24 protein-coding genes are annotated in these 25537 nt (G+C 71.1%); 6 read left to right on the plus strand and 18 right to left on the minus strand.

From position 1 onward, the window contains the following. Window positions 1-87: 87 nt before the first annotated feature. The 9 genes from pcaD to GA0070609_RS13465 all read right to left on the minus strand — a co-directional run bounded on the left by pcaD (window position 88) and on the right by GA0070609_RS13465 (window position 9950). On the minus strand, window positions 88-954 hold the full coding sequence (gene pcaD / locus GA0070609_RS13425; protein WP_088997711.1) for a 3-oxoadipate enol-lactonase: 867 nt from the start codon (window positions 952-954) through the stop codon (window positions 88-90). Then, window positions 954-2135 carry a thiolase family protein gene (locus tag GA0070609_RS13430; protein WP_088994126.1) on the minus strand — a complete coding sequence of 394 codons (1182 nt, stop codon included), beginning with the start codon at window positions 2133-2135 and terminating at the stop codon, window positions 954-956. The genes pcaD and GA0070609_RS13430 overlap by 1 nt, the downstream gene beginning before the upstream one ends. 80 nt (window positions 2136-2215) lie before the next feature. Next, a complete protein-coding gene (locus GA0070609_RS13435; RefSeq protein WP_088994127.1) occupies window positions 2216-2935 on the minus strand; it encodes a sulfite exporter TauE/SafE family protein in 720 nt (239 codons plus the stop codon). Window positions 2936-2941: 6 nt separating this feature from the next. Further along, entirely contained in the window at window positions 2942-4465 is a 1524-nt protein-coding gene (locus GA0070609_RS13440) for an acyl-CoA mutase large subunit family protein (RefSeq protein ID WP_088994128.1), read from the minus strand. Then, a complete protein-coding gene (locus tag GA0070609_RS13445) occupies window positions 4465-6012 on the minus strand; it encodes an AMP-binding protein (protein WP_088994129.1) in 1548 nt (515 codons plus the stop codon). The genes GA0070609_RS13440 and GA0070609_RS13445 overlap by 1 nt, the downstream gene beginning before the upstream one ends. Window positions 6013-6030: 18 nt before the next feature. Beyond that, window positions 6031-7263, minus strand: a complete 1233-nt coding sequence (locus tag GA0070609_RS13450; protein WP_088994130.1) for an FAD-dependent monooxygenase — start codon at window positions 7261-7263, stop codon at window positions 6031-6033. An 82-nt stretch (window positions 7264-7345) separates the two neighbouring features. Next, window positions 7346-8110: an ABC transporter ATP-binding protein gene (locus tag GA0070609_RS13455; RefSeq protein ID WP_088994131.1), complete on the minus strand. Its 765-nt coding sequence runs from the start codon at window positions 8108-8110 to the stop codon at window positions 7346-7348. Next, entirely contained in the window at window positions 8107-8829 is a 723-nt protein-coding gene (locus GA0070609_RS13460) for an ABC transporter permease (RefSeq protein WP_088994132.1), read from the minus strand. Before GA0070609_RS13460 ends, GA0070609_RS13455 begins: the two co-directional genes overlap by 4 nt. 182 nt (window positions 8830-9011) lie before the next feature. Next, window positions 9012-9950: an ABC transporter substrate-binding protein gene (locus GA0070609_RS13465; RefSeq protein ID WP_157748135.1), complete on the minus strand. Its 939-nt coding sequence runs from the start codon at window positions 9948-9950 to the stop codon at window positions 9012-9014. 198 nt (window positions 9951-10148) lie between these two features. Here GA0070609_RS13465 and GA0070609_RS13470 point away from each other — a divergent pair, with 198 nt between their 5' ends. The 3 genes from GA0070609_RS13470 (at window position 10149) to GA0070609_RS13480 (ending at window position 13208) form a co-directional block, all read left to right on the plus strand. Then, the gene (locus GA0070609_RS13470; RefSeq protein WP_172899334.1) at window positions 10149-10946 is read left to right on the plus strand and encodes an IclR family transcriptional regulator; all 798 of its coding nucleotides are present in this window, start codon (window positions 10149-10151) and stop codon (window positions 10944-10946) included. After that, window positions 10894-11934 (plus strand): NAD(P)H-quinone oxidoreductase, encoded by a 1041-nt coding sequence (locus GA0070609_RS13475; protein WP_088994135.1) that lies wholly within the window; start codon window positions 10894-10896, stop codon window positions 11932-11934. The genes GA0070609_RS13470 and GA0070609_RS13475 overlap by 53 nt, the downstream gene beginning before the upstream one ends. A gap of 260 nt (window positions 11935-12194) precedes the next feature. Next, window positions 12195-13208, plus strand: coding sequence for a LysR family transcriptional regulator (locus tag GA0070609_RS13480; protein ID WP_088994136.1), 1014 nt, complete (start codon window positions 12195-12197; stop codon window positions 13206-13208). Here the strand turns inward: GA0070609_RS13480 and GA0070609_RS13485 are convergent. The 6 genes from GA0070609_RS13485 to GA0070609_RS13510 all read right to left on the minus strand — a co-directional run bounded on the left by GA0070609_RS13485 (window position 13091) and on the right by GA0070609_RS13510 (window position 18794). Next, window positions 13091-13888, minus strand: coding sequence for a serine hydrolase (locus tag GA0070609_RS13485; RefSeq protein WP_088994137.1), 798 nt, complete (start codon window positions 13886-13888; stop codon window positions 13091-13093). The two genes, GA0070609_RS13480 and GA0070609_RS13485, sit on opposite strands and share 118 nt — an antisense overlap. Beyond that, entirely contained in the window at window positions 13885-15507 is a 1623-nt protein-coding gene (locus tag GA0070609_RS13490) for an N-acyl-D-amino-acid deacylase family protein (protein ID WP_088994138.1), read from the minus strand. Before GA0070609_RS13490 ends, GA0070609_RS13485 begins: the two co-directional genes overlap by 4 nt. Further along, window positions 15507-16271, minus strand: coding sequence for an amino acid ABC transporter ATP-binding protein (locus tag GA0070609_RS13495; protein ID WP_269459282.1), 765 nt, complete (start codon window positions 16269-16271; stop codon window positions 15507-15509). The genes GA0070609_RS13490 and GA0070609_RS13495 overlap by 1 nt, the downstream gene beginning before the upstream one ends. Next, window positions 16268-17227, minus strand: coding sequence for an amino acid ABC transporter permease (locus GA0070609_RS13500; RefSeq protein ID WP_197700270.1), 960 nt, complete (start codon window positions 17225-17227; stop codon window positions 16268-16270). The genes GA0070609_RS13495 and GA0070609_RS13500 overlap by 4 nt, the downstream gene beginning before the upstream one ends. 8 nt (window positions 17228-17235) lie before the next feature. Next, window positions 17236-18123 carry an ABC transporter substrate-binding protein gene (locus GA0070609_RS13505; RefSeq protein ID WP_088994139.1) on the minus strand — a complete coding sequence of 296 codons (888 nt, stop codon included), beginning with the start codon at window positions 18121-18123 and terminating at the stop codon, window positions 17236-17238. A 215-nt stretch (window positions 18124-18338) separates the two neighbouring features. Next, complete coding sequence (locus GA0070609_RS13510) at window positions 18339-18794, minus strand: VOC family protein (RefSeq protein ID WP_088997714.1); 456 nt, start codon at window positions 18792-18794, stop codon at window positions 18339-18341. 184 nt (window positions 18795-18978) lie between these two features. Between GA0070609_RS13510 and GA0070609_RS13515 the strand changes: the two genes are divergently transcribed. Further along, entirely contained in the window at window positions 18979-20175 is a 1197-nt protein-coding gene (locus GA0070609_RS13515) for an epoxide hydrolase family protein (RefSeq protein WP_088997715.1), read from the plus strand. A gap of 19 nt (window positions 20176-20194) precedes the next feature. Here the strand turns inward: GA0070609_RS13515 and GA0070609_RS13520 are convergent, their stop codons facing one another. The 3 genes from GA0070609_RS13520 to GA0070609_RS13530 are packed head-to-tail and all read right to left on the minus strand — an operon-like array spanning window position 20195 to window position 23200. Continuing rightward, entirely contained in the window at window positions 20195-21700 is a 1506-nt protein-coding gene (locus tag GA0070609_RS13520) for a tripartite tricarboxylate transporter permease (protein WP_088994140.1), read from the minus strand. A 20-nt stretch (window positions 21701-21720) separates the two neighbouring features. Beyond that, entirely contained in the window at window positions 21721-22182 is a 462-nt protein-coding gene (locus tag GA0070609_RS13525; protein WP_088994141.1) for a tripartite tricarboxylate transporter TctB family protein, read from the minus strand. A 1-nt stretch (window position 22183) separates the two neighbouring features. After that, a complete protein-coding gene (locus tag GA0070609_RS13530; RefSeq protein ID WP_197700271.1) occupies window positions 22184-23200 on the minus strand; it encodes a tripartite tricarboxylate transporter substrate-binding protein in 1017 nt (338 codons plus the stop codon). 145 nt (window positions 23201-23345) lie between these two features. Here GA0070609_RS13530 and GA0070609_RS13535 point away from each other — a divergent pair, with 145 nt between their 5' ends. After that, window positions 23346-24029 carry a response regulator transcription factor gene (locus GA0070609_RS13535; protein ID WP_088994143.1) on the plus strand — a complete coding sequence of 228 codons (684 nt, stop codon included), beginning with the start codon at window positions 23346-23348 and terminating at the stop codon, window positions 24027-24029. 6 nt (window positions 24030-24035) lie between these two features. After that, window positions 24036-25508: a sensor histidine kinase gene (locus tag GA0070609_RS13540; protein ID WP_088994144.1), complete on the plus strand. Its 1473-nt coding sequence runs from the start codon at window positions 24036-24038 to the stop codon at window positions 25506-25508. Window positions 25509-25537: the final 29 nt, after the last annotated feature.

Genomic DNA, 25537 nt, shown 5'->3' on the forward strand with positions numbered 1-25537 from the left:
GGTTGCCCTGCGAGTCGGGTCCGGCCGCTTACGCTGACGCGCTTACGGACGTCATGGGTGCCGATCGGCGCCGGTGGCGGCCTTCGATCACTTCTCGTCGAGAAGGTGCTCCAGAAGGAGAGCGGTGACGGCTTGTCGCTGCTCGACGTTGGCGAGGTGCGCGGCCGGCGAGAGCACCTCGAGACGTGCGTTCGGGATGCTGGCGGCGATCGCGCGACCGTGCTCCGGTGGCGTGGACGGGTCCTCGTGACCTGCGATGACGAGTGTTTTCGCGCGGATACGAGGCAGAAGGTCCGTCAGGTCCATGGATTGGATCGCGTTGCAGCAGGATGCGTAGCCTTCTGCGGGTGTAGCCGCCACCATCGCTCGCATGTCCCGGGCGGTTTCTGGGTGCGCCTGCGCCCAGCCGGGGGTGAACCATCTCGTCACGACGCCGTCGGCCACCGCTTCGACTCCCTCGCGGCGAACCAGGTCCGCCCGTTCCGCCCAGAACCGCGGCGGTCCAAGGCGGGCGGACGTGCAGCACAGCACGAGCCGGCGGACCCGCTCGGGGGCATGCGCTGCCAGCCACATACCCGTCATGCCGCCCAGCGAGAGCCCGCAGAAGTGAGCCGACGAGATGCCCAACCTGTCTAGCAACCGCAGTACGTCGGCGCCCAGGTCGGCCAGCTCGTAAGGTCCAGGTGGGACGGGTGACCTGCCGTGGCCGCGGTGGTCATAGCGCACCACGCGGAACCGAGCCCGGAGTGCTATCGCCTGCGGCTCCCACATGGCGTGGGTGCTGCCGAGGCTCGGGGACATGACGACTACCGGGGCATCTTCCGGGCCCTCCACAACGGCGTGAACGTCGACCGTGCTGCGGTCGGTGAGATCGTGCACGGGATAGGCGACGTTCGGCACGTGCTCCTCCTGCTCGCGGTGCACTGGTCGGTGTGGCTGCGCGGGGTTGCTCATCAGCACGCCTCGAGTACGACGGCGAGCCCTTGGCCGGCGCCGATGCAGAGTGCGGCGAGGCCCCAGCCGCCACCACGGCGGCGGAGCTCGTGGGCGAGGCTACCGAGAATGCGGGCGCCCGAGGCGCCGAGTGGATGACCGATGGCAATGGCGCCGCCGTTGGGGTTCACGATCTCCGGGTCGAGCTCCTTCCACTCGGCGAGGCAGGCCAGGGCCTGTGCCGCGAACGCCTCGTTGAGCTCGACGACGGACAGGTCGTCCCAGCCGATTCCGGCGCGCTCCAGCGCGGTATGTGCGGCGCGAACGGGGCCGATCCCGAACATGTGGGGATCGACAGCGGCTGCTGCCCGGCCGGCAATGCGGGCCAGCGGCTCACGGCCGATGCGGCGTGCGCCGGCCTCGTCGCTCAGCAGCAGGCCCGCCGCTCCGTCGTTGAGCGGGGAGGAGTTGCCCGCCGTTACCGTCCCGTCCGAGCGGAAGACCGGTTCGAGCCTGGCGAGCGCCTGGATCGAGGCGTTCGCGCGGATACCCTCGTCGATGGTCAGTTCGGTTCCATCGACGGGAACGACTTCGTCGTCGTAGCTGCCGTTCTTCCACGCCGCCGCGGCGCGGGTGTGGCTACGGAGCGCGAACGCGTCCTGGGCCTCGCGGGAGATGCCGTAGATCTCGGCCATCAGCTCCGCGCCCTCACCGAGGCTGATCGTCCACTCCTGCGGCATGCGCGGATTGACCATGCGCCAGCCCAGGGTTGTCGAGTACAGCGTCTCGTGTCCACGCGGGAAGGCCCGACCCGGTTTGGGCAGCACCCAGGGCGCGCGGCTCATGGACTCGACTCCACCGGCCAGTGCGAGCGAGGCATCACCGGTTCCGATCGCGCGTGCGGCCTGCACAGCGGCCTCCAGCCCCGATCCGCACAGCCGGTTGACTGTCACCCCCGGCACGGCCGTCGGTAGTCCGGCGAGCAGGACAGCCATCCGGGCGACGTTCCGGTTCTCTTCACCCGCTCCGTTGGCATTGCCGAAGACGACCTCGTCGATCATGACCGGATCCAGGTTCGGGGACCGGTCGACGAGGGCTCGCACGACGTGGGCGGCGAGGTCGTCGGGGCGCACGTCCGCCAGTGCGCCGCCGTAGCGGCCGATGGGTGTACGAGCGGCGTCGAGGATGAAGACGTCGGCCACGTGAGGTCCTTTCCGTTGTGGTCACCGGGATGCGTCGGGGGCGTATCGCCGCCCGGTGTCGTGGGGGTGCGGTGCCCGGTTCATGTCGCCGCCCTGACGAGCAGGGCCGTGGCGGCGCAGGCGGCAACGGCGAGCACGGCCGGCCGGATCCTTCCCGAGTCGAGGTACCGCCGCAGCGGGACGGCAAGTGCGAAGCCGATCGCGACGAACGGAAGCATGAACAGGCCGCCGACGACCGAACGCGGTTCGAGGTGGCCGACCAGATGGAGCATGCCCAGCGAGCCGGCTGCGCCGACGACGAAGAAGGCTCCGAGAGTGGCGCGTAGCGTGGCGCCGCCCGCCCGCTGGTAGATGAGGGCCATCGGCGGCCCGCCGATGGCCGCCGTGGTGCCGGTGACCGCGGCGACGCTTCCGGCGACGGACAGGGTCAGGCGTGTCCGGGGCACGTGCACGGGCAGCAGGCTGATACCCACGGCCACCAGCACCGTCATGGCGACGACGGCCTCCATGCCGCGTCCGGGAAACGCGGCGATCAGCCAGACGCCGCACACCGTGCCGGGGATACGGCCGAGCAGCGCCCACCCCAGACCGGGGAAGTCGATGTGCCGCCACTCCCAGGCCAGGGTCAGCAGTGGCAGGATCCCGTTGATCACCAGCAAGGACGCGGGCATCAGGGACGGGTCGGCGATGGTGATGACCGGCGCCGCCACGACCCCCAGGCCGAAGCCCACGCAGCTCTGCACGATCGCTCCGACGCACGCGGCGATCCCGACGACAAGGAGCAGCTGGTAGCTGAACATCGGCGGTCAGTAGGAGGTGCTCGGTGTCCACGGTCCGTGGACGGTGCGGAGCCGGGCGACGATCTCCCCCACCGTGGCGTACGCCCGGATGGCGTCGATACATGCCGGCATGATGTTGTCCCCGGCTTCCGCCGCGGCGGTGAGGTCGTCGAGGGCCACGGCGACGGCCCGCGCGTCGCGGCGCTTCCGCAGCGCGACCAGCGACCGCACCTGGGCCTTCTCCAGTGCCGGGTCGACCCGGAACACATCCAGCGGCTCGGTCTCGGCCGGGTACCGGTTGACGCCCACGACAATCCGCTCGCCGGTCTCGATCTGGCGGGCGTAGGCGTAGGCCGCGTCGGACAGTTCGCGCGCGAACCACCCGGACTCGATGCACGCCAGCGCGCCACCGCGCTGTTCGATGCGGCTCATCTCATCGACGATGCGCCGCTCGAGGTCGTCGGTGAGCGACTCGACGGCGTAGGAGCCGGCCAGCGGGTCGAGGGAGTCCACCAGGCCGGTCTCGTTCGCCACGACCTGCTGGGTGCGTAGCGCGAGGGTCGCGGCTGCCTCGGTGGGGACCCCGAGTGCCTCGTCGTAGGCGGACACGTGCAGGGTCTGCACGCCGGCCAGCGCGGCGGCGAGCGTTTCCACCGTCGTCCGTGCCACGTTGTTCAGTGGCTGCTGGGCGGTCAGCGTCGAGCCGGCGGTGAACGCGAAGATGCGCAGTTGTTGCGAGCGTGGGTCGCGGGTGCCGTAGGTGTCTCGCATGAGCCTGGCCCAGACCCGGCGCGCCGCGCGGAGTTTCGCCACCTCAGGCAGGAAGTCCATGGTGATGGCGAGGAACGTGAACAGTGTCGGCGCAACCTCGTCGACCGCGACCCCGCGCCGGACCGCCTCATCGAGGTAGGCGCGGGCGTTGGCGAAGGTGAAAGCGATCTCCTGGACGGCGTCGGCGCCGGATTCCCGGATGTGGTACCCGGACATGGCCAGCGGAACCCAGGTCGGGACCTTGCGGGCGACGTACTCGATGGTGTCGACCGCGAGGCGCAGGGACGGCTCGGGCGGGAAGATCTGGGTGCCGCGGGCGATGAACTCCTTGAGCACGTCGTTCTGGATGAACATGCCGAACTCGCCCGGGTCGACACCGCGCTTCTCGGCCAGCGCGACGAACATCGCCGCCCAGACGTAGCCGACGGAGTTGGCGGTGGTGCGCACCTGGGAGATGGACTCCAGCGGGATGCCGTCCATGAGGATCTCGATGTCGGCCAGCGAGTCGATGGCGACGCCGACCCGGCCCACCTCGCCGAGCGCCCGCGGGTCGTCAGAATCCAGGCCCATCTGCGTGGGGAGGTCGAGCGCGACGGAGAAGCCGGTCACCCCGGCTTCCAGTAGCGCCTTGAACCGACGGTTGGAGTCGGCCGCGGTGCCGAAGCCCGCGTACTGTCCCATGATCCAGGGCTTGGGCTCGGCCGAAACCCCGCGCGTGTACGGATACTCCCCGGGTCGCTCAGCCCCGGCCGGGGCGTAGTCCACCTTGAGGCGGCGCATCACTGACCAGCCGCCTCGGTGGCGAGCCGCTCGCGGAGGAACTTCTTGGCGATCTTGCCCGTGGAGCTGAGCGGAAGGCTGTCGACCCGGCGCAGCTCCTTGGGTTTCTTGTACGACGACAACCGGCGGCGGCAGTGCTCGAGCACCTGTTCGTCGGTGACCGTGGCCGCGTCGTGCACGGTGTAGAGCGCGGTGACCCGCTGGCCCCAGTCCGGATCGTCCACGCCGAGCACGGCGACCTCGGCGACGCCCGGCACCTCCGCGATGACGTCCTCCACCTCGCGGGGGTAGATGTTGTATCCGCCGGAGATGATCATGTCACCCTTGCGGTCGACGAGGTAGAGCCGGCTCTCCGCGTCGAGCCAGCCGAGGTCGCCGGTGTGCAGCCAGCCGTCGTGGACCGCCTTGGACAGGTCGTCGCGGCCCTCGGCGTTCCAGTAGCCGCGCATCACGTGGTCGCCCCGGGTTATCACCTCGCCGATCTCGCCGGCGGGCAGCCGCCGGCCAGACCCGTCCACGACGGCCAGTTCCACGCCCAGCGCGGGCCGACCGGCCGAGGTGAGCAGCTGCGGATCGTCGGCGAGGCCCCGCGCGTGATCGGCCGCGTCGAGCAGCGTGACCGGTGGGATCGCCTCCACCAGGCCGTAGTACTGCACGAGGTGCGGGGTGAGGCGTTCGTACGCCTGGCGCATCTGCTCCGGGGGCATCGGGGCGCCGGCGTAACTGAGCATCTTCAGCCCGGCCAGCCGCTGACGGTCGAGGTCGGGCCGGGCGAGCAGCCGGGCGACCATCGTCGGGACGAGTGCGGTGTGGGTGGCACCCCGCTGCTCCACGGCCGCGACGAACTCGTCCGGGTCCCACGACGGCAGAATCAGCTGGGTCGCGCCGGCCACCAGGAACGGCAGGACGAACAGCCCGCTGGTGTGGGTGATCGGCCCGGCGTGCACGTAGACGTCGTCGGGTCCGGGGCGTCCGGCGAGCACGTCGTAGCTCATGTTCACCAGGCTGGCGAACCAGTTGCGGTGCGTCCGCAGGGCGCCCTTCGGGTGGCCGGTGGTGCCGCTCGAATAGTGCAGCCCGCACAGCGTGTCCACGTCGAGTGGCGCCAGCGCGGCGGTGCTCGCATCCGCCAGCAGCCGTTCATACGCCGTGCCGGGGCCGTCGCCGACGACGACGAGTCGGCCGGCAAAGGCCGAGCACAGCGACTCCGCCTGCTCGGCGAAGCGGGCTTCGTAGATGAGCGCCGCCGCGCCGCAGTCGTCAGCGATCCGCGCCCAGTCGTCGGGGTGCAGCCGGTAGTTGAGCGCGACGCGTACCAGGCCGGCGCTGCGGATGGCCAGGTCGGTCTCCACGTAGCGGTTCTGGTTGGACTGCAGGTCGAGCACCCGGTCGCCCGGTCGCAGCCCCATGGCGCGCAGCGCGTTCGCCAGCCGGACGACCCGGTCGCCGAGCTCGGCGAAGGTCAGGCTGCCCCCGGGTCCGTCCACCGCCACCCGGGTGCCGTACCGCTGAGCTGACCGGGCCACGAGCTGACCGATGTCCCTCATCGCGTTGCCTTCCTTTCCTCAGACGAGGGTCGGTGCCGCAGCCGCCGCCGAGCGGTCGAGCGGGGCGTCGGCCGCCGAGACCACGTCGTAGCCCCACAGCCAGCCGCGCAGCCACAGGCCGTACGGGTCGGTCTTGGCGCGTTCGCGCATCTGGTCGTTGCGCCTGGCGATGGCGGCCGGGTCGCTGAGGTGGTAGACGGTCGCCATCTCCCGGGAGACCCGGGCGACCTCCGCCACCCGGCCCCACCGGCGCTGCTGGAACTCGCGAAGTGACTCGGCGACGGCATCGACCGAGCCGCGGGCAAGGCACCGCGACAGCACGTACGCGTCCTCGAGCGCCTGGGTGGCGCCGTTGGCGAGGAACGGCCAGATCGGGTGCGCCGCGTCGCCCAGCAGCGCGATCCGCCCCACTGTCCACTGCTCCAGCAGCGGCCGGGTGAAGATGCCGGTGATGAACGGCGTCTCGATGGCGTTGACGATGGTGGCCAGCGGCTCGGTGGCGCCCGCGTACGAGCGACGGAGGTCCTCGATGTCGCCACGGGACTCCCACGCCTCCGAGCGGACCTCGCCGGACGGTACGGTGCCGACGAAGTTCATGTGGGTGCCACCGTTGACCCAGAAGACGACGCCGCTGCGGTCGGGCCCCCACCAGGCCGTGCAGCTCGGAGGAACGTCCACGCCCTCGAGGCGCTCGCGCGGGATGAGTGCCCGCCAACACACGTAACCGGAGGCATCCGGCTGCGTGGCGCCGAAGAGCTCCGCGCGCAGGGTCGATCGGATGCCGTCGGCTCCGATGACCACGTCCGCCTCGACCACGTCGCCCGCTGCGGTGGTGAGCCGGACGACGTTTTCGTCCTGCTCCACCCCGGTGACGGCGGTGCCCAGTCGCAGCCGGGTGCGCACCACGGCCTTGTGCAGGATGTCGAGGAGGTGGTGGCGGTGGATGTGGAAGAACGGCGCGCCGTAGGTCTTCTCACCCCACTCGCCGGCGCGCGTCTCCAGGATCAGCTCGCCGTCTTCGATGTCGTAGTAGTAGTTGCCCCCGCTGACGACGCCCCGCGCCCGCAGCTCGTCCTCCAGGCCGAGGTGCCGCAGCAGGCGGGCGCCGTTGTTGGAGACCTGGATACCCGCGCCGATCTCCGTGAACTCGGGCGCCTGCTCCAGCAGGACGATGTCGTCGAAGCCCTGCCGCTCCAGGCACACGGCGGTGGCCAGTCCTCCGATTCCGCCGCCCACAATCGCAATCCGCATCCCGTACGCCCTCTCGTTCCACCCGAGTTCCCTCGGTTGTGTCTGTCCGCCTCGTCCATGTCGGTCACCCGCCGGTCGTGGCTCAGCCGGCCGGGACGGTCGTCTCCTCGGCCAGTCGGGCCCGGATCTCGGTACTCACCGCGTCCAGCTCTGTCTGGCCACCCGCCCGTACCGGTGCGGCGTCGTACTCACACAGCACGCGGGCCGGCCGGCCGAGCACGATGACCCGGTTGGCCACGGCGAATGCCTCTTCGATGCTGTGCGTGACGATGACGGCCGATGTCCCCGTCGACTCGCACAGCTCGACGAAATCGGCGCGCAGGCTACGGGCGGTGACCTCGTCGAGCGCCGAGAAGCTCTCGTCGAGGAAGATCAGCTCCGGCTTCACAGCGAACGCGCGTGCCAGCGAGACGCGCTGACGCATTCCGCCACTCAACTGGCTCGGGTACTTGTGCAGGGCGTCCTGCAGATGTACCCGGCCGAGCCACTCCTCGGCGATCCGCCGTCGTTCGGCCTTCGGTCGCCGCAGGATCTCCAGGCCGACGGCCACATTGCCGAGCGACGTCCGCCACGGCAGCAGCCGCGGCGTCTGGAAGGCCATGGCGACCCGGCCCTGGAGCTGGGCGTGCTGCGCGTACGGGTCCAGCCCGAGGATTCGAACGCTGCCCGACGTCGGCCGCATCGAACCAACCAGCAGGGACAGGATGGTCGATTTGCCCGCGCCGGTCCGACCCATCAGCGCCACCCGCTCGCCGGGCCGCAGTCGCATGCTGAACCGGTCGACCGCGCGAAGCGAGTCGAAACTCACCGAAGCGTGATCGATGTCGATCAACGGTTCCTCAGTCATCGGACGACCGCCTCTCTGCGCCACCTGAGCAGATACCGTTCGGCCAGATCGACGACCGCCGTGAGGAGGAAGTTGAACACGATCAACACCACCGTCCAGGCGAAGATCAGGTCGATCCGGAAGTTTGCCTGTGCGAGCCCCATCGAGTAGCCGACACCAGCCGTCGCACCGATCAGCTCGGCGAACACGAGGATCCGCAGACAGAACGCGCCGGCGCTGCGGAGGGTCATCAGCATGTAGGTCAGCGACTGCGGAACGAACAGCACCCGCAGGATCTGCAGGCGGGACGGCCGGAACTGGCCGATCCCCTCCATCAGTTCGTGGTCGATGTTGCGGATGCCCTCGAAGACCGCGACCACGAAGAACGGGACGCCGATGACGAAGACGATGAAGAAGATCCGCGCCTCGACGCTGTGCAGCCAGATGACCGACACCAGAATCCACGACAACGCCGGGACCGCCTGCATGATGCCGAACACCGGCCGCAGCAGCTCGCCGACGGTGGTGCGGAACGCGCCCATCAGCAGGCCGATGACCCAGCCGGCGACCATGGCACCCAGCAGCGCCCCGGTGAACCGTAGGACCGTGGCGATGATGTCGCCGCGCTCGTCGCGCAGGATCTCCAGCAGCGCCTGACCGATCGCCGGGAGGTCCGGGAAGACGTACTCCGGCATGAACAGGCTGGCTATCTGGATCCCGGCCAGCACGACCAGCAGCACCAGAGCGGTCCACAGGTGGGAACGCCGCGGAGCGAGTCGTCGTAGGCGTCCGCTCGCCGCAGGCGTCGGTGCCGGCCCAGGGGGCGCTTCCGGGTCAGTGTCTTGTCGGATCGGACGGGTGGTGGTTCCGGTGTTGGGCAAGGCCTGCCCCTCTCACTGCCTGGCTGTGGGTGGTCGGTGTGTCAGTTCGATCCGCCGTAGAACCGCGCCGGTGGCTCCTTCTCGTCGGTGCCGGTCCGGTGGATCAGCGCGAGCTGCTCCTTGAGCTGGGTCACGACCTCACCGTCGACCGGCTTCACGACGAAGGCGTGCACCGACTGCTGCATCACGTTGGCCGCGGTTCCCGCCTTGAAGCCCTGCTTGGTGGCGTACTTGTCGGCCTCCTCCGGGTGCTCGTTCAGCCATTGGGCCGCCTCCTGCAGCCGCTCGACGGCGCGCTGCTCGGCGTCCTTGCTGACGCTGTCACGGACCGCGAGGACGAGCTGCCACCCGGTGCCGAAGGTCTCGCCGGGCTTGGCGTCCGATGAGCTGAACGCCACCCTCATCCCGGGGTTGGCCCGCACGGCCGAGGTGACGGCCGGTTCCCAGCCGACCGCGAAGTCCGCGGTGCCCGCGGCCACCTGCGTCACGCCGCTCTCGGCGTTGGGCACGTTGACGACCTCGAAGTCCTCGCCCTCCTTGACCCCGAACTTGTCGGCGAGCAGGGCCTTGGTGATGCGCCATCCGCCGCTGGTGGTGATCGCGGCGATGCGCTTGCCCTTGAGGTGCTCGGCTGACGTGATCTCCGACTTGCCGACCAGCGCGGTGGAGTTCGGCGAGACGGTCGCGGCAATGTGGATCGGTGCGCCCTTCGCGGCCTGGCTCGCGAACACGTCCGGGCCGCCGATGGTCATGTCGGCTTTGCCGGAGAGCACGTCGGTGTACAGCTGCTGGAGATCGGAGTAGTTGTTGACTTTCAACTGGTCGTCGTTCGCGGCGGTCTCGGCGACGCGGTCGGTCAGGACGACGCTGAAGCCGCGCGTCCACGAGCCGATCACGTACTGCTTGTCACCGCCTCCACCAGCATCCGAGGCCGCCCCGCATCCGCTCATCGCGAGCGCGAGCCCGGCAACGAGCAGCACGCGGACATGTCTTGTCGTCCATCGACTCCGGCCACCACGCATGGGGCGCCTCCCGAAGATTTCCATAATGTGGAGGTTGCTTCTACAAGGTGGAGCCACTGTAAGATGCACCACACCAGCAGTCAATAGAGGTCTTCACGTAGCTGACCTGGGGGTAGACGAGTGAGCGGCGATGGCGCACGTTCAGGAGCGCAGGCGGTGTACCGGGCGCTCGCCGTGTTGGACGCGTTCAGCTCGGCACGACCAGCAATGACGATCACGGAGCTCGCCGAGGCGACATCACTGACCGCTCCGACCGCGCACCGCATCGCACTCGCCCTGGTCGACCGGGGTTTCCTCACACGTGACGAGGTCTCCCGACGGTTCAGCGTCGGCCCCGCCGTGCTCCGGCTGGCGCAGCTGACCGACATCGGCCACTCCGCGTTCGCACACATCGGCCCCCTCCTCGAGACCCTCAGAGCGGAGACCGGGGAGACTGTGGGCCTGCACGTACGCGTGGGGACCCGTCGGGTCTGCGTCCTGGAACTGGAAAGTCCACACCGCGTCCGGGTGGTGTCCGGCATCGGGCACACGTATCCGCTGACAGCGGCTGCGGCGAGCAAGGCAATCCTCGCCTGGCTACGACCGGATCAGATCGAATCGGCGCTCGGCGAGGCTCCACCGGAGCTCGATCAGGCGAAGCTCCGCGCCGACCTGCGGCAGGCGCGCCAGGACGGGTACGCGATCAGTTACGGCGAAACCATTCCCGGCGCGCATGCCGTCGCCGCACCCGTACTCGACTCGAGCGGCGAGGCGACCGCCAGCGTCAACGTCACCGGACCAGCCGACCGGCTACCGGAGGCACGACTGCGCAAGATCGGCACGGGTCTGTCGCAGAAGCTCCACCTCATACATCAATCGCGCCACGTTCCCCCACAGACGACCGCCCCGGAGGACTTCGCACATGTTCGCAGTGACGGTGACCAGCGGCTGCTCTCTCGAATGGACAGAGGTTGACGCGCCTACGCCCGGGACGAACGACGTCCTCATCCGCGTCGCGGCCTCCGCGCTGAACAGGGCGGACGTCCTACAGCGCAAGGGTCTGTACCCCCCGCCCGCCGGCGCGTCACCGGTGCTCGGCCTCGAGTGCGCAGGCGAGATCGTCGCGGTCGGTGCGGCGGTCTCGACCCGCCGAGTCGGTGAACGGGTCTGCGCCCTGCTCGACGGCGGCGGATACGCCGAATACGTCTGCGTGAACGAAGCCCTGACACTTCCGGTGCCCGCGGGCATGTCCACGACGGTCGCCGCCGCCCTGCCGGAGGTGGCGGCCACCGTGTGGTCCAACCTCGTGATGGTCGGCCAGGTCCAGCCGGGCACCACCGTCCTCGTCCAGGGCGGCGCAAGCGGCATCGGTACGACCGCCATCCAGGCTGCCGCCGCGCTGGGCTGTCGGGTCTTCGCCACCGCCGGAACCGAGGCGAAGGCCAAGGTCTGTGTCGAACTCGGTGCCGAGGACGCCTGGAACTACCGGGACGAAGACCTGCCCTCGCGGGTCCTCGAGGCAACCGGCGGCCGGGGATGTGATCTCGTCCTCGACAACATGGGGCCGAGCAACCTGGACCGGACCGTTGACCTTCTCGCGCGGAAGGGGCGGATCGTCATCATCGGATCCCAGGGCGGCCGGCAGGGCGCCTTCAACGTCGGGCCTTTCATGGCCAAGCAGGCGACCATCCATGCCACATCCCTGCGCCAGCGCGGGCGAACGGAGAAAGCCGAGATCGTCCGGGCCACCAAGGCAGCCTTCTGGCCGTTGATCGAATCCGGGACACTCCAGCCCGTCATCGATTCACAGTTCCTCATGTCGGACGCACTCGCGGCGCACAGCTACCTGGAAAGTGGCGTACACATCGGCAAGGTCCTGTTGACGCAGGAGCCGAGCGTGGCCGCCGACAGCCTCCACGGATCTCATCCGCTCTCGCCGGCACGACGGGCTCTCACCGTGTAAGCAGCAGGGTGCGACCAGGGGTCCGGTGATCCGCGCAGCCCGGACAGCGGGTCGTCAAGGTCCCGCCGCTGCTCCGAACTGCCGTCGGTGAGCTCGTCCGAGGGCTGCGACGGCTGCAGGACTTTGACGTCAGCTCACCAACACTACGTATCCTCGACCGGCCGCCGGGGCGACGACCCGGCCGCCTCCGGTCCCGGTGCGCCCACCAAACAGCCGCGAGGGGGTGGTCCGGCGGCGGGAGCAGGGAAGGCGGTCCACGCATGTTCAACACGGCACGCCTGCAGGTCGTGCTGGAGATCGCCCGGCACGGCACGATCGTCGCCGCGGCCGAGCAGCTCCGGCTCAGCCCGTCCGCGGTCTCCCACCAGCTCGCCACCCTGGAGCAGGAAGCCGGCGTGGCGCTGGTGGACCGGGGGCCGCGCAGCCTGCGGCTCACGGTGGCGGGCCAGCGCCTGGCCGACTACGCCCAGCAGATCGCCGATCTGATGTCGGCGGCCCGCGACGAGCTGTCCGCGCACGGGGAGGGCCGGCGGGGGGTGCTGCGGATCGGCTTCTTCGCCACCGCCGGCACGGAACTGCTGCCGCGCGCCCTGTCGAGCTTCACCGCCGAGCATCCCCAGGTCGAGCTGGCCCTGATCCTGGGCCAGCCGCCGGAGCTGCTGCCCCGCCTCAACCAGGGTGAACTGGACCTCGTGGTGGTGTTCAACCATCCGCTGAGCCCGGTCCGGGAGGCGTCCTCCCCGGCGGTCTCCCCGCTGATGGTGGACCCGCAGCTGGTGGTGCTGCCGGCACACCACCCGCTCGCCGGGCGGCGGCGGCTACGGCTCACCGACCTGGCCGACGAACCGTGGATCACCACCCTCGGCGTGCGGGACGAGGTGTCCGTGCTGGAACTGGCGGCCCGGGCCGAGGGGTTCCAGCCCCGGATCCGCTGCCGCAGCGACCACTACGAGGTGGTGCTGGGCCTGGTCCGGGCCGGCGTCGGCGTCGCGCTGGTGCCGTCGCTGGGACTGCGCAACCCGGGCGGGGTGGCGGTCCGTCCGCTCACCCACGCCAACCTGCACCGGGAGATCGGGGTCGCCCTGCGTCCCGGCAACCCGAATCCGGTGGTCGGCAGCTTCGTCGACCGGCTGACCGACGCCGCGGCGGGGCTCAGTCAGGAGTTGGCCGAGCGTTGGTCGCCGGCGAGCCGGTCGACCGCCGTACCCCAACGGCGCAGCTCCGCCACCGCGGCCCGCTCCGCGCCGGGCGGGAACGCCGCGACCACGGCGTAGACGACGGTGTGCGGGCCGACGACGATGCCGGCGTCGGCGCGTACGCCGCTGTCGGTGCCGGTCTTGTTCGCCACCCGGACTCCGCCGGTCGACCAGGGGTCGTGCCGGATGGTGTCGGCGACGAGCGTGCGGTCGGTGTTGCCGGCGAGCCACCCGTGTAGCAGCTCCGACGCCCGCGGGCTCTGCCAGGTCCCGGTCGCCACGTCGGTGAGGAAGGTGCAGAGGTCGTGCGCGGTGCCGGTGGCGAAGGTCGGCGGTACGTCGGGGCCGCGGGTGGCCCGGATCCGGTCGTGCACGGTGGTGGCGCGCAGGCCGCTGGTGCGGGCCAGGTGCTGCACGGCCTCCAGGGTCACCAGCCGCAGCAGCGCGTTCGTGGCGGCGTTGTCGCTGACCGCGGCGACCGCGGTGGTGAGGTCGGCGACGGTCCACCGGCGCGGTGAGAGCAGGCCGAGCAGGCCCGTCCCGCCCACCGCTCGGTCGTCGTCGAGCAGGTCGACCGGCTGCTCGGCGGTGAGGGTCCCGGCGGCGAGGCGGCGGGCGACCTCGCCGAGCAGCAGGACCTTCCCGACGCTGGCCAGCGGTAGGACCAGGTCCGGGTCGAGCGAGAGCGTGCGCCCGTCGTCCAGCCGCCGGACCATCGCCCCGATCCGCACCGGGGCCGCCGGGCCGCCGCTGGTCACGGCCGTCCCCGCAGGGCGGGCTCGCGGTCCGGTACGGCGAGCACCCGCCCCGGTCGGGCGTCGGTGACCCGGTCGCCGTCGACGACGACCCGGCCGTCGACCAGCACGTGGCGGATGCCGCGCGGCGGCGCCAGCGGTTCGTCGTAGGTCGCCCCGTCGACGGTCTCCGCCGGGTCGAGGATCACCAGGTCCGCCGCGTACCCGTCGGCGAGCAGGCCCCGCTCGTGCAGGCCGAAGCGCCGGGCGGGCAGGCCGGTCATCTTGTGCACCGCCTCGGTGAGGCTCAACAGCCCCACGTCGCGGACGTAGTGGCCGAGCACCCGGGCGAAGCTGCCCGCCCAGCGGGGGTGGGGCCGGCCCGGCTTGGGCACGCCGTCGGAGCAGATCATCGACAGCGGGCTGGCGAGCACCCGCCGGACGTCGTCCTCCCGCATCGAGTGGCTGATGATGGTCACGTTGCCCGCCTCGGCGGCGAGCAGGTCGCAGACGTAGTCCACCGGGTCGACGCCGCGGGCGGCCGCGAGGTCGGCGACGGTGTGCCCCTCGACGGCGGGGCTGGTGGGGGCGGACGCGACCCGGATCAGGTCCCAGCCGCCGTTGCCGACGGTGTTCTCCCAGCCGGGCAGTCCGGCGGCCAGGTCGGCGCGGATCCGGTCGCGGACGGTCGGGTCGGCGAGGGCGGCGAGCATCGCCGGCACGCCGTCGGCGATGACCCAGGGTGGGAGCATGGCGTGCAGGGCGGTGCTGCCGGCGGTGTACGGGTAGACGTCGCAGCGGATGTCCAGCCCGTCGGCCCGGGCCCGCTCGAGCCGGTCCAGGGTACGCACGGTGGCGCCCCAGGAGTGCCGCCCGGCGGTCTTGTGGTGCGAGACCTGCAACGCCGCGCCGGCCGCGGTGGCGATCTCGATGGCCTCCTCGAGCGCCGACTCGACCTGCGACATCTCGTCGCGCAGGTGGGTCACGTACGGCTTCCCGTGCGCCGCGGCCACCCGGGCGAGCGCGATCACCTCGTCGGTGCCCGCGTTGACGCCGGGCGAGTAGATCAGGCCGGTGGACAGCCCGGCGGCGCCGGCGGTGAGCGCCTCGTCGAGCAGGTCGCACATCCGCTGGACCTCGTCGGCGGTGGCGCGCCGCTGGGCGAAGCCGACGACGGCGGCGCGGAGCGTGCCGTGGCCCACCAGGGCGGCGAGGTGGTTGCGGCGGGCGGCGCCCTGCGCGGCGGCGAACTCCGCGAAGGACGGGTACGTCGCGGCGGGCGGGCCGAACGTCGCGCCGACCAGCTCCCGCACCGTCTCCGCGCGCTGGGCCGGCACCGGGAAGGGACTGATGCCGCAGTTGCCGCAGATCTCGGTGGTGACCCCTTGGCGCAGCGGCGCGAGCCGCAGCGCCTCCCGCTGCTCGTCGTGGCCGGCGAGCAGGTCGGAGTGGGTGTGCACGTCGATGAAGCCGGGGGTGACGACCAGGCCGTCCGCGTCCAGCACGTCGGCGGCGGCGCTGCCGCTGCGGGCCGGCAGCAGCAGGAGCCGGCCGTCGCGCACGCCCACGTCGGCGGTACGGGCGGGCGAACCGGTGCCGTCGACGATGGTGCCGCCGGTGATCAGCAGGTCCAGCCGGGTCATCAGAGGACCTTGGAGAGGAAGGCGCGGGTCCGGTCGTGCCGCGGCGCGGCGAGCACCTCCCGCGGTGGGCCCTGCTCGATGATCAGGCCGTCGTCCATGAACACGAGGTGGTCGCCGACCTCGCGGGCGAACCCCATCTCGTGGGTCACCACGACCATCGTCATGCCGCTGGCCGCGAGGTCCTTCATCACCTCCAGCACTTCGCCGACCAGTTCGGGGTCGAGCGCCGAGGTCGGCTCGTCGAAGAGCATGAGTTTCGGTGACATCGCCAGGGACCGCGCGATGGCGACCCGCTGCTGCTGCCCGCCGGAGAGCTGCGCCGGGTAGTGGTGTGCCCGGTCGGCGAGCCCGACCCGGTCGAGGAGGTCGCCGGCGCGCCGGCGGGCTTCCGTCGTCCCGACGCCCTTCACGGCGACCAGGCCCTCCATCACGTTCTCCAGGGCGGTGCGGTGCGGGAAGAGGTGGAACCGTTGGAACACCATGCCGATCGACTCGCGCTGTCGCCGCAGCCGGGCGTCCGGCAACGGTCGCAGCCGCCCGTTGTGCTCCTCGTAGCCGATCAGTTCGCCGTCGACGTAGACCCGGCCCGCCTGGGGCTCCTCAAGGTGGTTGAGACAGCGCAGCAGGGTGGACTTGCCGGAGCCGGACGGGCCGACCACACAGATCACCTGGCCCCGCTCGATGACCAGGTCGATGCCGCGCAGCACCTCGATCCGGCCGAAGCTCTTGCGGAGCTGCTGGCAGCACACCATCGGCGCGGTCATCGCGCGCTCCCGGTGAGGCGCAGGTTGCGCCCGATCCGCCCGCGCAACGTGCCCGAGGCGGTGGTGCCGAAGCCGCGGCTGAACCGACGCTCCAGGTAGTGCTGGCCGACGCTGGCGACGGTGGTGAGGACCAGGTACCAGATGGACGCGACGATGAGCAGGGCGATCACCTCGAAGTTGGTCAGGTAGAGCCGCTGGGCGACGGTGAGCAGGTCGGCGCCGGCGATCACCGAGACCAGCGAGGTGGTCTTGAGCATGGAGATGAACTGGTTGCCGGTGGGCGGGACGATGATCCGCATCGCCTGCGGCAGCACCACCCGCTGCATGATCTTCGAACGGGACATGCCCAGGGCGGCCGCGGCCTCCTGCTGGCCGGGATCGACGGCCCGCAGTCCGGCCCGGACGATCTCGCTCATGTAGGCGCCCTCGTTGATGCTGAGCCCGAGCAGCGCCGCGACGAAGCCCGTGATGAGGGCGTTCGTCTCCCAGGTCACCAGCTTCGGACCGCCGAACGGCACGCCGAGGCCGACCTCCGGGAAGATCAGCGCGATGTTGAACCAGAAGATCAGCTGCACCAGCAGCGGGGTGCCGCGGAAGAACCAGACGTAGGCCATCGCGCCGGTGCGCAGGATCCGGCTGCTGGAGATCTGCATCAGCGCCACCACCACGCCCAGCACCACGCCGATCAGCATCGACGCGACCGTGAGCTGGATGGTGACCCAGAGGCCCTCCAGGATGACCCGGTCGAACTGGTAGGCGACGACGATGTCCCAGTGCAGGTTGGGGTTGACGGCGATGGTCCAGCCGAACCAGACCAGGACCAGGGCGGTCACGCCGGCGGCCAGCCACCGCCCCGGGCGGAGCGGGTGGCTGATCCGGTTCGGCTGCACGAGGTCGGGCCCGTCGGGCGCCGGGCCCGCGCCGGCCGTGTCCTGCTTGTCGACCGTACGGTCCACCGGCGTGCTCACTTCTGGTCGTTGACGGTGGCCGCCTGGACGGCGCTGCCGGTCACGCCCCACTTCTCCAGGATCTTGGTGTACTCGCCGCTGTCGATCAGCTCCTGGAGCGCCCGCTGCACCGCGTCGCGCAGCTGGCTGTCCTTCTTGTCGATCGCGATGCCCCACGGGCCGGCCTCGTACTGCGCCTCCAGCACGTCGTACTTGCCGCTCTCTTGGGCGAGCATCTTGGCCACCGGGTAGTCGACGATGGTGGCGACGGCGCGTCCGGCGTCGATCTGCAGCAGGCCGGTGGGGGCGTCCTCGCTCTGCGAGATGGTCATCTTCTTCGCGCACTTGGCGTTCTGCCCCTCGCCGATGGCGAGGTTGGAGCTGCCCTTGGCGAGTACGACGGCCCGGCCGCAGAGGTCGGCGAGGTCCTTGACGCCGGCGGGATTGCCCTTGGCGACCATGATCGCGCCGCCGGCCTGGAAGTAGTCGACGAAGTCGACGGCCTTGCGCCGCTCCTCGGTGTCGCTCATCGAGGACATCGCCAGGTCCCAGCGGTCGGCCTGCAGACCGGGGATGAGCCCGGGGAAGCTGGCGTTGGTCATCTCCAGCTTCAGGCCGAGCCGACCGGCGATGGCCGCGGCCAGTTCGGGGTCGACGCCGATCAGCTCCTGGGTTCCTTCCTTGTACATCTCCATCGGCGGGTAGCCCTCGGCGGTGGCGACCCGGAGGACGCCCTTCTCCTTGAGGGCGGCCGGCACCAGGTCGGCGGCCTTGGCGTCGGCGGCGACCGAGGCGGCGCCGCCGGGCTGCGGAGTCTGCCCGCTCGTCGACCGGCCGCAGCCGGTTGCCGCGATCGAGAGGGTGACCAGACCGATGACGACGTGGAGCGCACGCTTCCTGAGCACGGTGAACCTCCTGGCTGAGCGACTGGCGGGGACCCTATCCGGGATCAGCCAGCATGAACAGCCTGAATGCTCTGCATGGTGAGCATCGATAGAATCGATGCTCAGGCGCGGTAGCGGTCGGCAGTGCCGTGACGGCGGTCAGGTCAGCCGGTGGCCGATGACCGGGTGCTGGCGCGGCTGGCCGGGCGCGGGCCGGGAGGGGTGCGCGCCGATCGTCAGCGGGCGGCGGGGGCAGACCGGCCCATCTCGGCGAGGATCCCGGTGCCCTGACCGAGTTCGATCAGGTATCCGTCCGGGTCCCGCAGGTAGCAGCGGATCTCCACGCCGTGGTCCTTCGGCTCGGTGAGGAACTGCCCACCCCGTGATCGCCACAGCTCGTAGATCGCCCGCACGTCGGTGACCCTGACGTTCATCGCGCCGCTGAGCGTGTCCGGATCCGGCGGCGCCTGTGCCCGTACGCCAGGCTTGTCGTCGGTCGGACCGCCCTCGTTGTTGATCACGATGTAGCTGTTGTGGAACCGCAGGATCGCCGGCTGGCGTTCCCGGACCACTGTCGCTCCCAGCACCCGCCGGTAGAACTCCCGGGAGCGGTCCACGTCCCGCACGATCAACAGGTGGGTGAGCACCAGCCCGCCCTCGGGCTGGAAGTAGTCCGGCGCCTCGCCCGCCATGCACGCCTCCTCCGGTCCGGTCCGCCCGGCGTACCCGCCCGCAGTGCCGACACACCCGGTCCCGGCCGGACCCGGGCACGAAATCGCGTTCCGGTCCGCCGGGCGCCGGGCCGGTGCGAGGATGAGCGCGTGCCAGCCCCGCCGGCGCCCGGCGCCGGTCGACCCGACGCGGCAGGTGGAGAGCATGCCCAACGACCAGGAAATCCGTCCCTTCCGGCTCGACACACCGGAGGAAGCGATCGCCGACCTGCGGCGCCGGATCACGGCCACGCGCTGGCCCACCCGGGAGCTGGTCGGTGACCGCTCCCAGGGCGTGCAGCTCGCGACCGTGCAGGCGCTGGCCCGCTACTGGACGACCGATCACGACTGGCGCGGGTTCGAGGCGAGGCTGAACGCCCTGCCGCAATACACGACCACCATCGACGGCGTCGAGATTCACTTCATCCACGTGCGGTCGCAGCACGAGAACGCCCTTCCGCTGATCATGACGCACGGCTGGCCGGGCTCGGTCGTCGAGCTGCTCGGGGTGGTCGGTCCGCTCATCGACCCGACCGCGCACGGCGGACAGGCCGAGGACGCCTTCCATCTGGTGCTGCCGTCCCTGCCCGGATACGGCTTCTCCGGCGAACCGACCGAGCTCGGCTGGGATTCGAACCGCATCGCCCGCGCGTGGGCGGAGCTGATGAGCCGCCTCGGCTACCCGCGCTACGTCGCGCAGGGCGGCGACGTGGGCGCCAACGTCACGGACGCGATGGGCCGCCAGGCACCCGAGGGATTGCTCGGCATTCACGTCAACCTGCTCGCCGGGGCGATCGCCCTCAAGGACAAGCTGCCGGCGCAGTCCGAGCCGGAACGCACGGCGCACGACCGGCTCAACACGTTCACGACGGACGGCTTCGGCTACTTCCTGGAGCAGTCCACCCGGCCGCAGACGATCGGCTACTCCCTGCTGGATTCACCGGTCGGGCTGGCGGCCTGGATGCTCGACCACGACACGGACAGCTACTACAAAATGTCCCGCGCGTTCGTCGACGGCGGGCCGGTGGGCGGTCTCACCCGGGACAGCATCGTCGACAACATCACGCTGTACTGGCTGACCGGCACCGGCGCCTCGGCCGCCCGGTGGTACTGGGAATTCGGCCGGTTCCGGGCCGCCGCTGCCGCGTCCGGCCAGGCGCCACCGCCGGTCAAGGTTCCGGTCGGCTTCACCACGTTCCCCGACGAGCTCTGGGCCGCCCCTCGCAGTTGGGCCGAGGCGGTCTACCCCGGCCTCGCCTACTTCAACGAGGTCGACAAGGGCGGCCACTTCGCGGCCTGGGAGGAACCCGACCTGTTCGCGAACGAGATGCGGGCCGTGTTCCGGCCGCTGCGGGCAGCCTGAGCCGGGGCGGGCGGTGCTCCTACTCCTCCTCGGCGAACACCACCTCGCGGCGCTTGCGGATCGCCGGGAGGACGGCGACGACGAGCGCCGCCACGGCCAGGGCGAGCAGCACCGCGGAGATCGGTCGGGTCAGGAAGACCGACGCGTCGCCGCGGGAGATGATCAGCGCGCGTCGCAGGTTCTCCTCCAGCAGCGGGCCGAGGACGAAGCCGAGCAGCAGCGGCGCCGGCTCGCAGCCGCACTTGATCAGGACGTAGCCCAGGATCCCGAAGAACACGATCGCGTAGACGTCGAACGCGTTGAAGCCCAGCGAGTAGGTGCCGATCGCGGCGAACAGGATGATCATCGGGAACAGCACCTGGTACGGGATGCGCAGCATCCGCACCCAGACCCCGATCAGCGGCAGGTTCAGCAGCACCAGCAGCACGTTGCCGATCCACATCGAGGCGATCAGGCCCCAGAACAGCGCCGGCTCGTCGGTGATGACCTTCGGGCCGGGCGTGATGCCGTGGACGATGAACGCGCCGACCATCAGCGCCATCACCGGGTGGGCGGGCAGGCCCAGGGTGAGCAGCGGGATGAACGACGTCTGCGCGGCGGCGTTGTTCGCCGACTCGGGCCCGGCCACGCCCTCGATCGCACCGCGCCCGAACTCCTCCGGCCGCTTCGAGACCCGCTTCTCGACCGCGTACGAGGTGAACGAGGCCAGCACGTGCCCGCCACCTGGCAGCACGCCGAGCGCGGTTCCCAGCCCGGTGCCCCGAAGGATCGGGGCGACGATGCGCCGCCGGTCCTCGCGCGTCGGCCAGAGGTTCTTCACCTTGCTGACCACGGCCTCACGGGTCTGCTCGTTCTCCAGGTTGCGCAGGATCTCGGCCACCCCGAACATGCCGACGGCGACCGACACGAAGTCGATGCCGCCGTACAGTTCGCGCTGGCCGAACACGAACCGGGGCAGGCCGGTGTAGATGTCCTGGCCGACCATGCCGAGCAGGACGCCGAGCGCGATCATCGCGAGGGCCTTGAGCGTGGAGCCGCGCGCCAGCGCGATCGACACGATCAGGCCGAACAGCACGAGCGAGAAGTAGTCCGCCGGGCCGAACTGCAACGCGACGCGGGCCAGCGGTGGAGCCGCGACCGCCAGCGCGACGGTGGCCAGGGTGCCCGCGATGAAGGACCCGATCGCGGCGGCGGCCAGGGCCGGACCGGCCCGGCCCTGGCGGGCCATCTCGTGGCCGTCCAGCGCGGTGACCGCCGCCGACGACTCACCGGGCAGGTTGATCAGGATGGCCGTGGTCGAGCCGCCGTACTGTGCGCCGTAGTAGATGCCGGCCAGCATGATCAGCGCCGTCACCGGTTCGAAGTTGAACGTGATCGGCAGCAGCATCGCCACCGTGGCCGTCGGCCCGATGCCGGGCAGCACGCCGACCGCCGTCCCGAGCAGCACGCCCACGAAGCAGTAGAGGACGTTCTGGACCAGGAAGGCGGTCGAGAAGCCCAGCGCGAGGTTGTCGAAGAGTTCCATGCCTCAATCCGGGTGGCACGTCAGAACGAGAGCCACGGGCCCCACAGCGGGATCCGCAGCTGGAGTCCGACGACGAAGATGAGCGTGCTGGCCACGGTCAGCCCGGCGGCCACGGCCAGGGCCGCGAGGATCCGCACCCGCCGGCTGGCCAGGGTGACCAGGAAGGCGGTCACCGCCGACGTCGGCACGAACCCGAGACGCCGGACGCTGTAGCCGAAGAACACGACGGCGATCACGATGACGCCCACCGCGCGCCACGGGATCGACCCGAACGAGACCACCTCGCCGGCGACGAGCCCCTTGGCGACGATCACCAGGCCCAGGGCGGCCAGGATCGCGCCGACCAGCAGCGGGAAGTAGCCGGGCCCCATCCGCAGTGGGGTGCCCAGCTCGTAGCTGAGCGACCCCACCACGAACGCGCCGCCGATCAGGACGAAGATTCCTCCGGCGAGGACGTCCGGAAAGGACCGTCGACGTTCCACCTCAGGAGGCCTCGACCCCGGCGTCGGCGATGATCTTCGCCCAGGCGCCGAGCTGCTCCTGCAGGTGTGCCCGGTGTGCCTGCGGGGTCGCGTCCTCCGCCGGCACCGGCGCGGTGCCCAGCTTGGCCATCTGATCGATCACCGCCTGGTCGGCCAGTGCCACCTTCAGCGCCTCGGACAGCTTGTCGACGACCTGCTGCGGCGTGTCGGCCGGGACGTAGAGGCCGTGCCAGACACTGACCTGGAGCTGGGTCAGCCCCGCTTCGGTCGTGGTGGGCAGGTCGGGCAGGCTCTTCACCCGTTCCGGGGTGGTGACCGCGTACGCCTTGATCTCGCCCGCGGTGATCTGGCCGCTGGTGTTGGTCGTCTGGTCGCACATGAAGTCGACCTGGCCGCCGACGAGGTCGGTCAGCGCGGGGCCGGTCCCCTTGTACGGGACCTCCTGGAGCTTGACCCCGACGGCGTGCTGGAACAGCAGGCCGCACAGGTGGGACGCGGCGCCGACGCCGGCGTTGGCCAGGGTGACCTTGTTGGCGTTCGCCTTCACGTGGGTCACCAGGTCCGGCAGCGTGGCGGGCGGGAAGTCCTTGCGGGCGACGATGGTCATCGGCACCTCGGTGACCAGCCCGACCGTCTCGAAGTCCTCGAGCGGTTTGTAGCCCAGGTTCTTGTAGAGGGCGGGCGCCGTGGACATGCCGATGTGGTGCATGAGCACGGTGTAGCCGTCGGGCTCGGCCCGGGCGACCTCACCGGCGCCGACCGTGCCGCCCGCGCCCTCGACGTTCTGTACGACGATCTTGGCACCCAGCTTCGCGGCCATCGGCTCGGCGATCATGCGGGTGACGGTGTCCGTCGGGCCGCCGGCGCTGAACGGCACGACGAACGTGATGTTCTGCTCCGGGTAGTTCCCGGCGTCGCCTCCGCCGCCGCCACCATTGCCGGAACAGGCGGCCAGCAGCGAAACGGCGCCGATCGCGGCGATCATCCGCGCGGCGGCCCGGTGCCTGGTCGTTGTCATCTCGGGGCCTCCTCGTCGACGCATGCGCATCCGTCGGTGGGTGTGCGGCCTCAGTCTCGACGGGCCGGGACGCGGATGGTGTCAGAAAAATCCCAAGAACTTGCGGGCTAACAGGAGCCTGGTCCGGGCCGTACAATTCGCCGACATGCGGATCACCGTCATCGAGGATGACGACCGCGTGGCGCGGGGTCTGGTGACCGTGCTGACCCAGGCGGGCTTCCAGGTCCAGCGCATCGCCACCGCCGCGGAGGCCGTGCGTGCCGCCCCGTCCGACGTGGTCCTCGTCGACCTGGGCCTGCCCGACGGCGACGGTCTCGACGTGATCCGCAAGCTGCGCGACCGACCGGAGACCGCCGTCATCGCGGTGACCGCGCGGTCGGAGGAGCACGAGCGGGTCCGTGGCCTGCGCGCCGGCGCCGACGACTACATCGTGAAGCCGTTCGGCATCCCGGAGCTGCTGGCCCGGATCGACGCCGTGCTGCGGCGCACCCGGGCGGCTCGGGCCCTGAGCCACCCGGCCGAGCCGCTGGTCGTCGGCCCGATGCGGATCGGCGTGGGCACCCGCGAGGTCACCGTCGACGGCACCGCCGTGACGCTGACCCGCAAGGAGTTCGAGCTGCTCCTGCTGCTGGCCCGGCGGGCGCCGAACGTGGTGAGCCGCGACGTCATCCTCGACCAGATCTGGGGCGCGACCTGGGAGTCCTCGAGTCGCACCCTGGACACCCACATCGCGGCGTTGCGGCACAAGCTCGGGTCGGCCGTGCTCATCCGCACGGTCCACGGCGTCGGCTACCGGCTGCTGGCCGACCAGCCGGAGCTGATCGGCTGACCCGCCGTGCACCGTCGCCTGCTCGCCGTCCTGGTGCCCCTCGCGGTGCTGCTCGTCGCGGCGCTCGGGGTGCCGCTCAGCGTCACCGTGGCCGAGCGGGAGATGCAGGAGACCTACGTCGACCGGCTGGGCGACGTCGGCCGGTTCGCGTCGCTGGCCGAGACCGCGCTGTCGACCGGACGCACCGAGGCGCTGCACCAGGAACTGGCCCGCTACCACCAGCTCTACGGCATCCCGGCCGCGGTGATCGACACCTCGGGCACGGTGCTGCTCGGCCCGGCCGGCGCGTACCAGGAGGCGGCGCGGGCCGAGCCGGCGGTGCCCCGGATCGTCACCGCGGCGCTGGCCGGGGCGAGGTCCGAGCCGTCCGGGGAATGGGCGCCGTGGGACGACTCCGCCCTGGTGGTGGCGGAGCCGGTGGGCCGGGACAGCGAGGTCGTCGGCGCCGTCGTGACGATCTCCGACCTGTCGCAGACGCGCGGTCACATCCTGGTGCGGTGGGCCCAGCTCGCCGCGCTCGGGCTGCTGCCGTTGATCGCGCTGGTGGCCGTCGCCTGGCCGGTGTCCGCGTGGGTGCTGCGGCCGGTGCGGGAGCTGGACGCGGCGAGCGCGCGGATCTCGCGGGGCGACCTCACCATCCGGGCCGACGCCGAGGCCGGCCCGGTCGAGCTGCGGCGGCTGGCCGGGTCGTTCAACACCATGATGGACGCGGTGGAGAACGCCGTGCAGCGGCAGCGGGCGTTCGTGTCCGACGCGTCGCACCAGTTGCGCAATCCGCTGACCAGTCTCCGGCTGGCGGTGGAGAGCCTGGAACCGCATCTGCGCCCGGCCGGCGACGGGCGGCAGCTGTACGACGTCGCCGTCGACGAGCTGAAGGCGATGCAGCGGATGTTGAACTCGCTGCAGGCCAGCGCGCGGATGGAGAGCATCCGGACGGCGTCGCCGGTCGACCTCGACGCGGTGCTGGCGACCCGGGTGAACCGGTGGCGGGCGTTGACCGCGGCCGCGGGGCAGACCCTGGTGGTCAACGTGCCGCCCGGGCTGCGGTTGCTGGAGCCGCCGGGCGGACTCGGCAGCGTCCTGGACGAGCTGATCAGCAACGCGTTGCGGCTGTCGGGCTCGCAGACCGTGCAGGTGACCGCCCAGCTCTCCCCTGCTGCTCCGGACGCCGCACCCGGCGACGCCGCCCGGGCCGGTGGGCTGGTCACGATCGCGGTCCGCGACGACGGCCAGGGGATCGACGTCGCCGAGCGGGCTCAGGCGCTGCGGCGGTTCTGGCGGTCGCCGCGGCACCAGAACGTGTCCGGGACCGGCCTGGGACTGGCGATCTGCGCCGACCTGGTCGGGGCGGCCGGGGGCGAGCTGCGCCTGGAGGACGGCCTGCCGCGTCCGGACGGGTCCGGGCACGGATTCGCCGCGGTGGTCGCGCTGCCGGTCGCCGCGCGGGCGGCGGCGGCCGACGCCGCGTCGCCGGTCTGAGGACTCCCCCGCCGGCCGGTCACCGGTTG

Source organism: Micromonospora echinaurantiaca, from assembly GCF_900090235.1.
Classification (GTDB): Bacteria; Actinomycetota; Actinomycetes; order Mycobacteriales; family Micromonosporaceae; genus Micromonospora; species Micromonospora echinaurantiaca.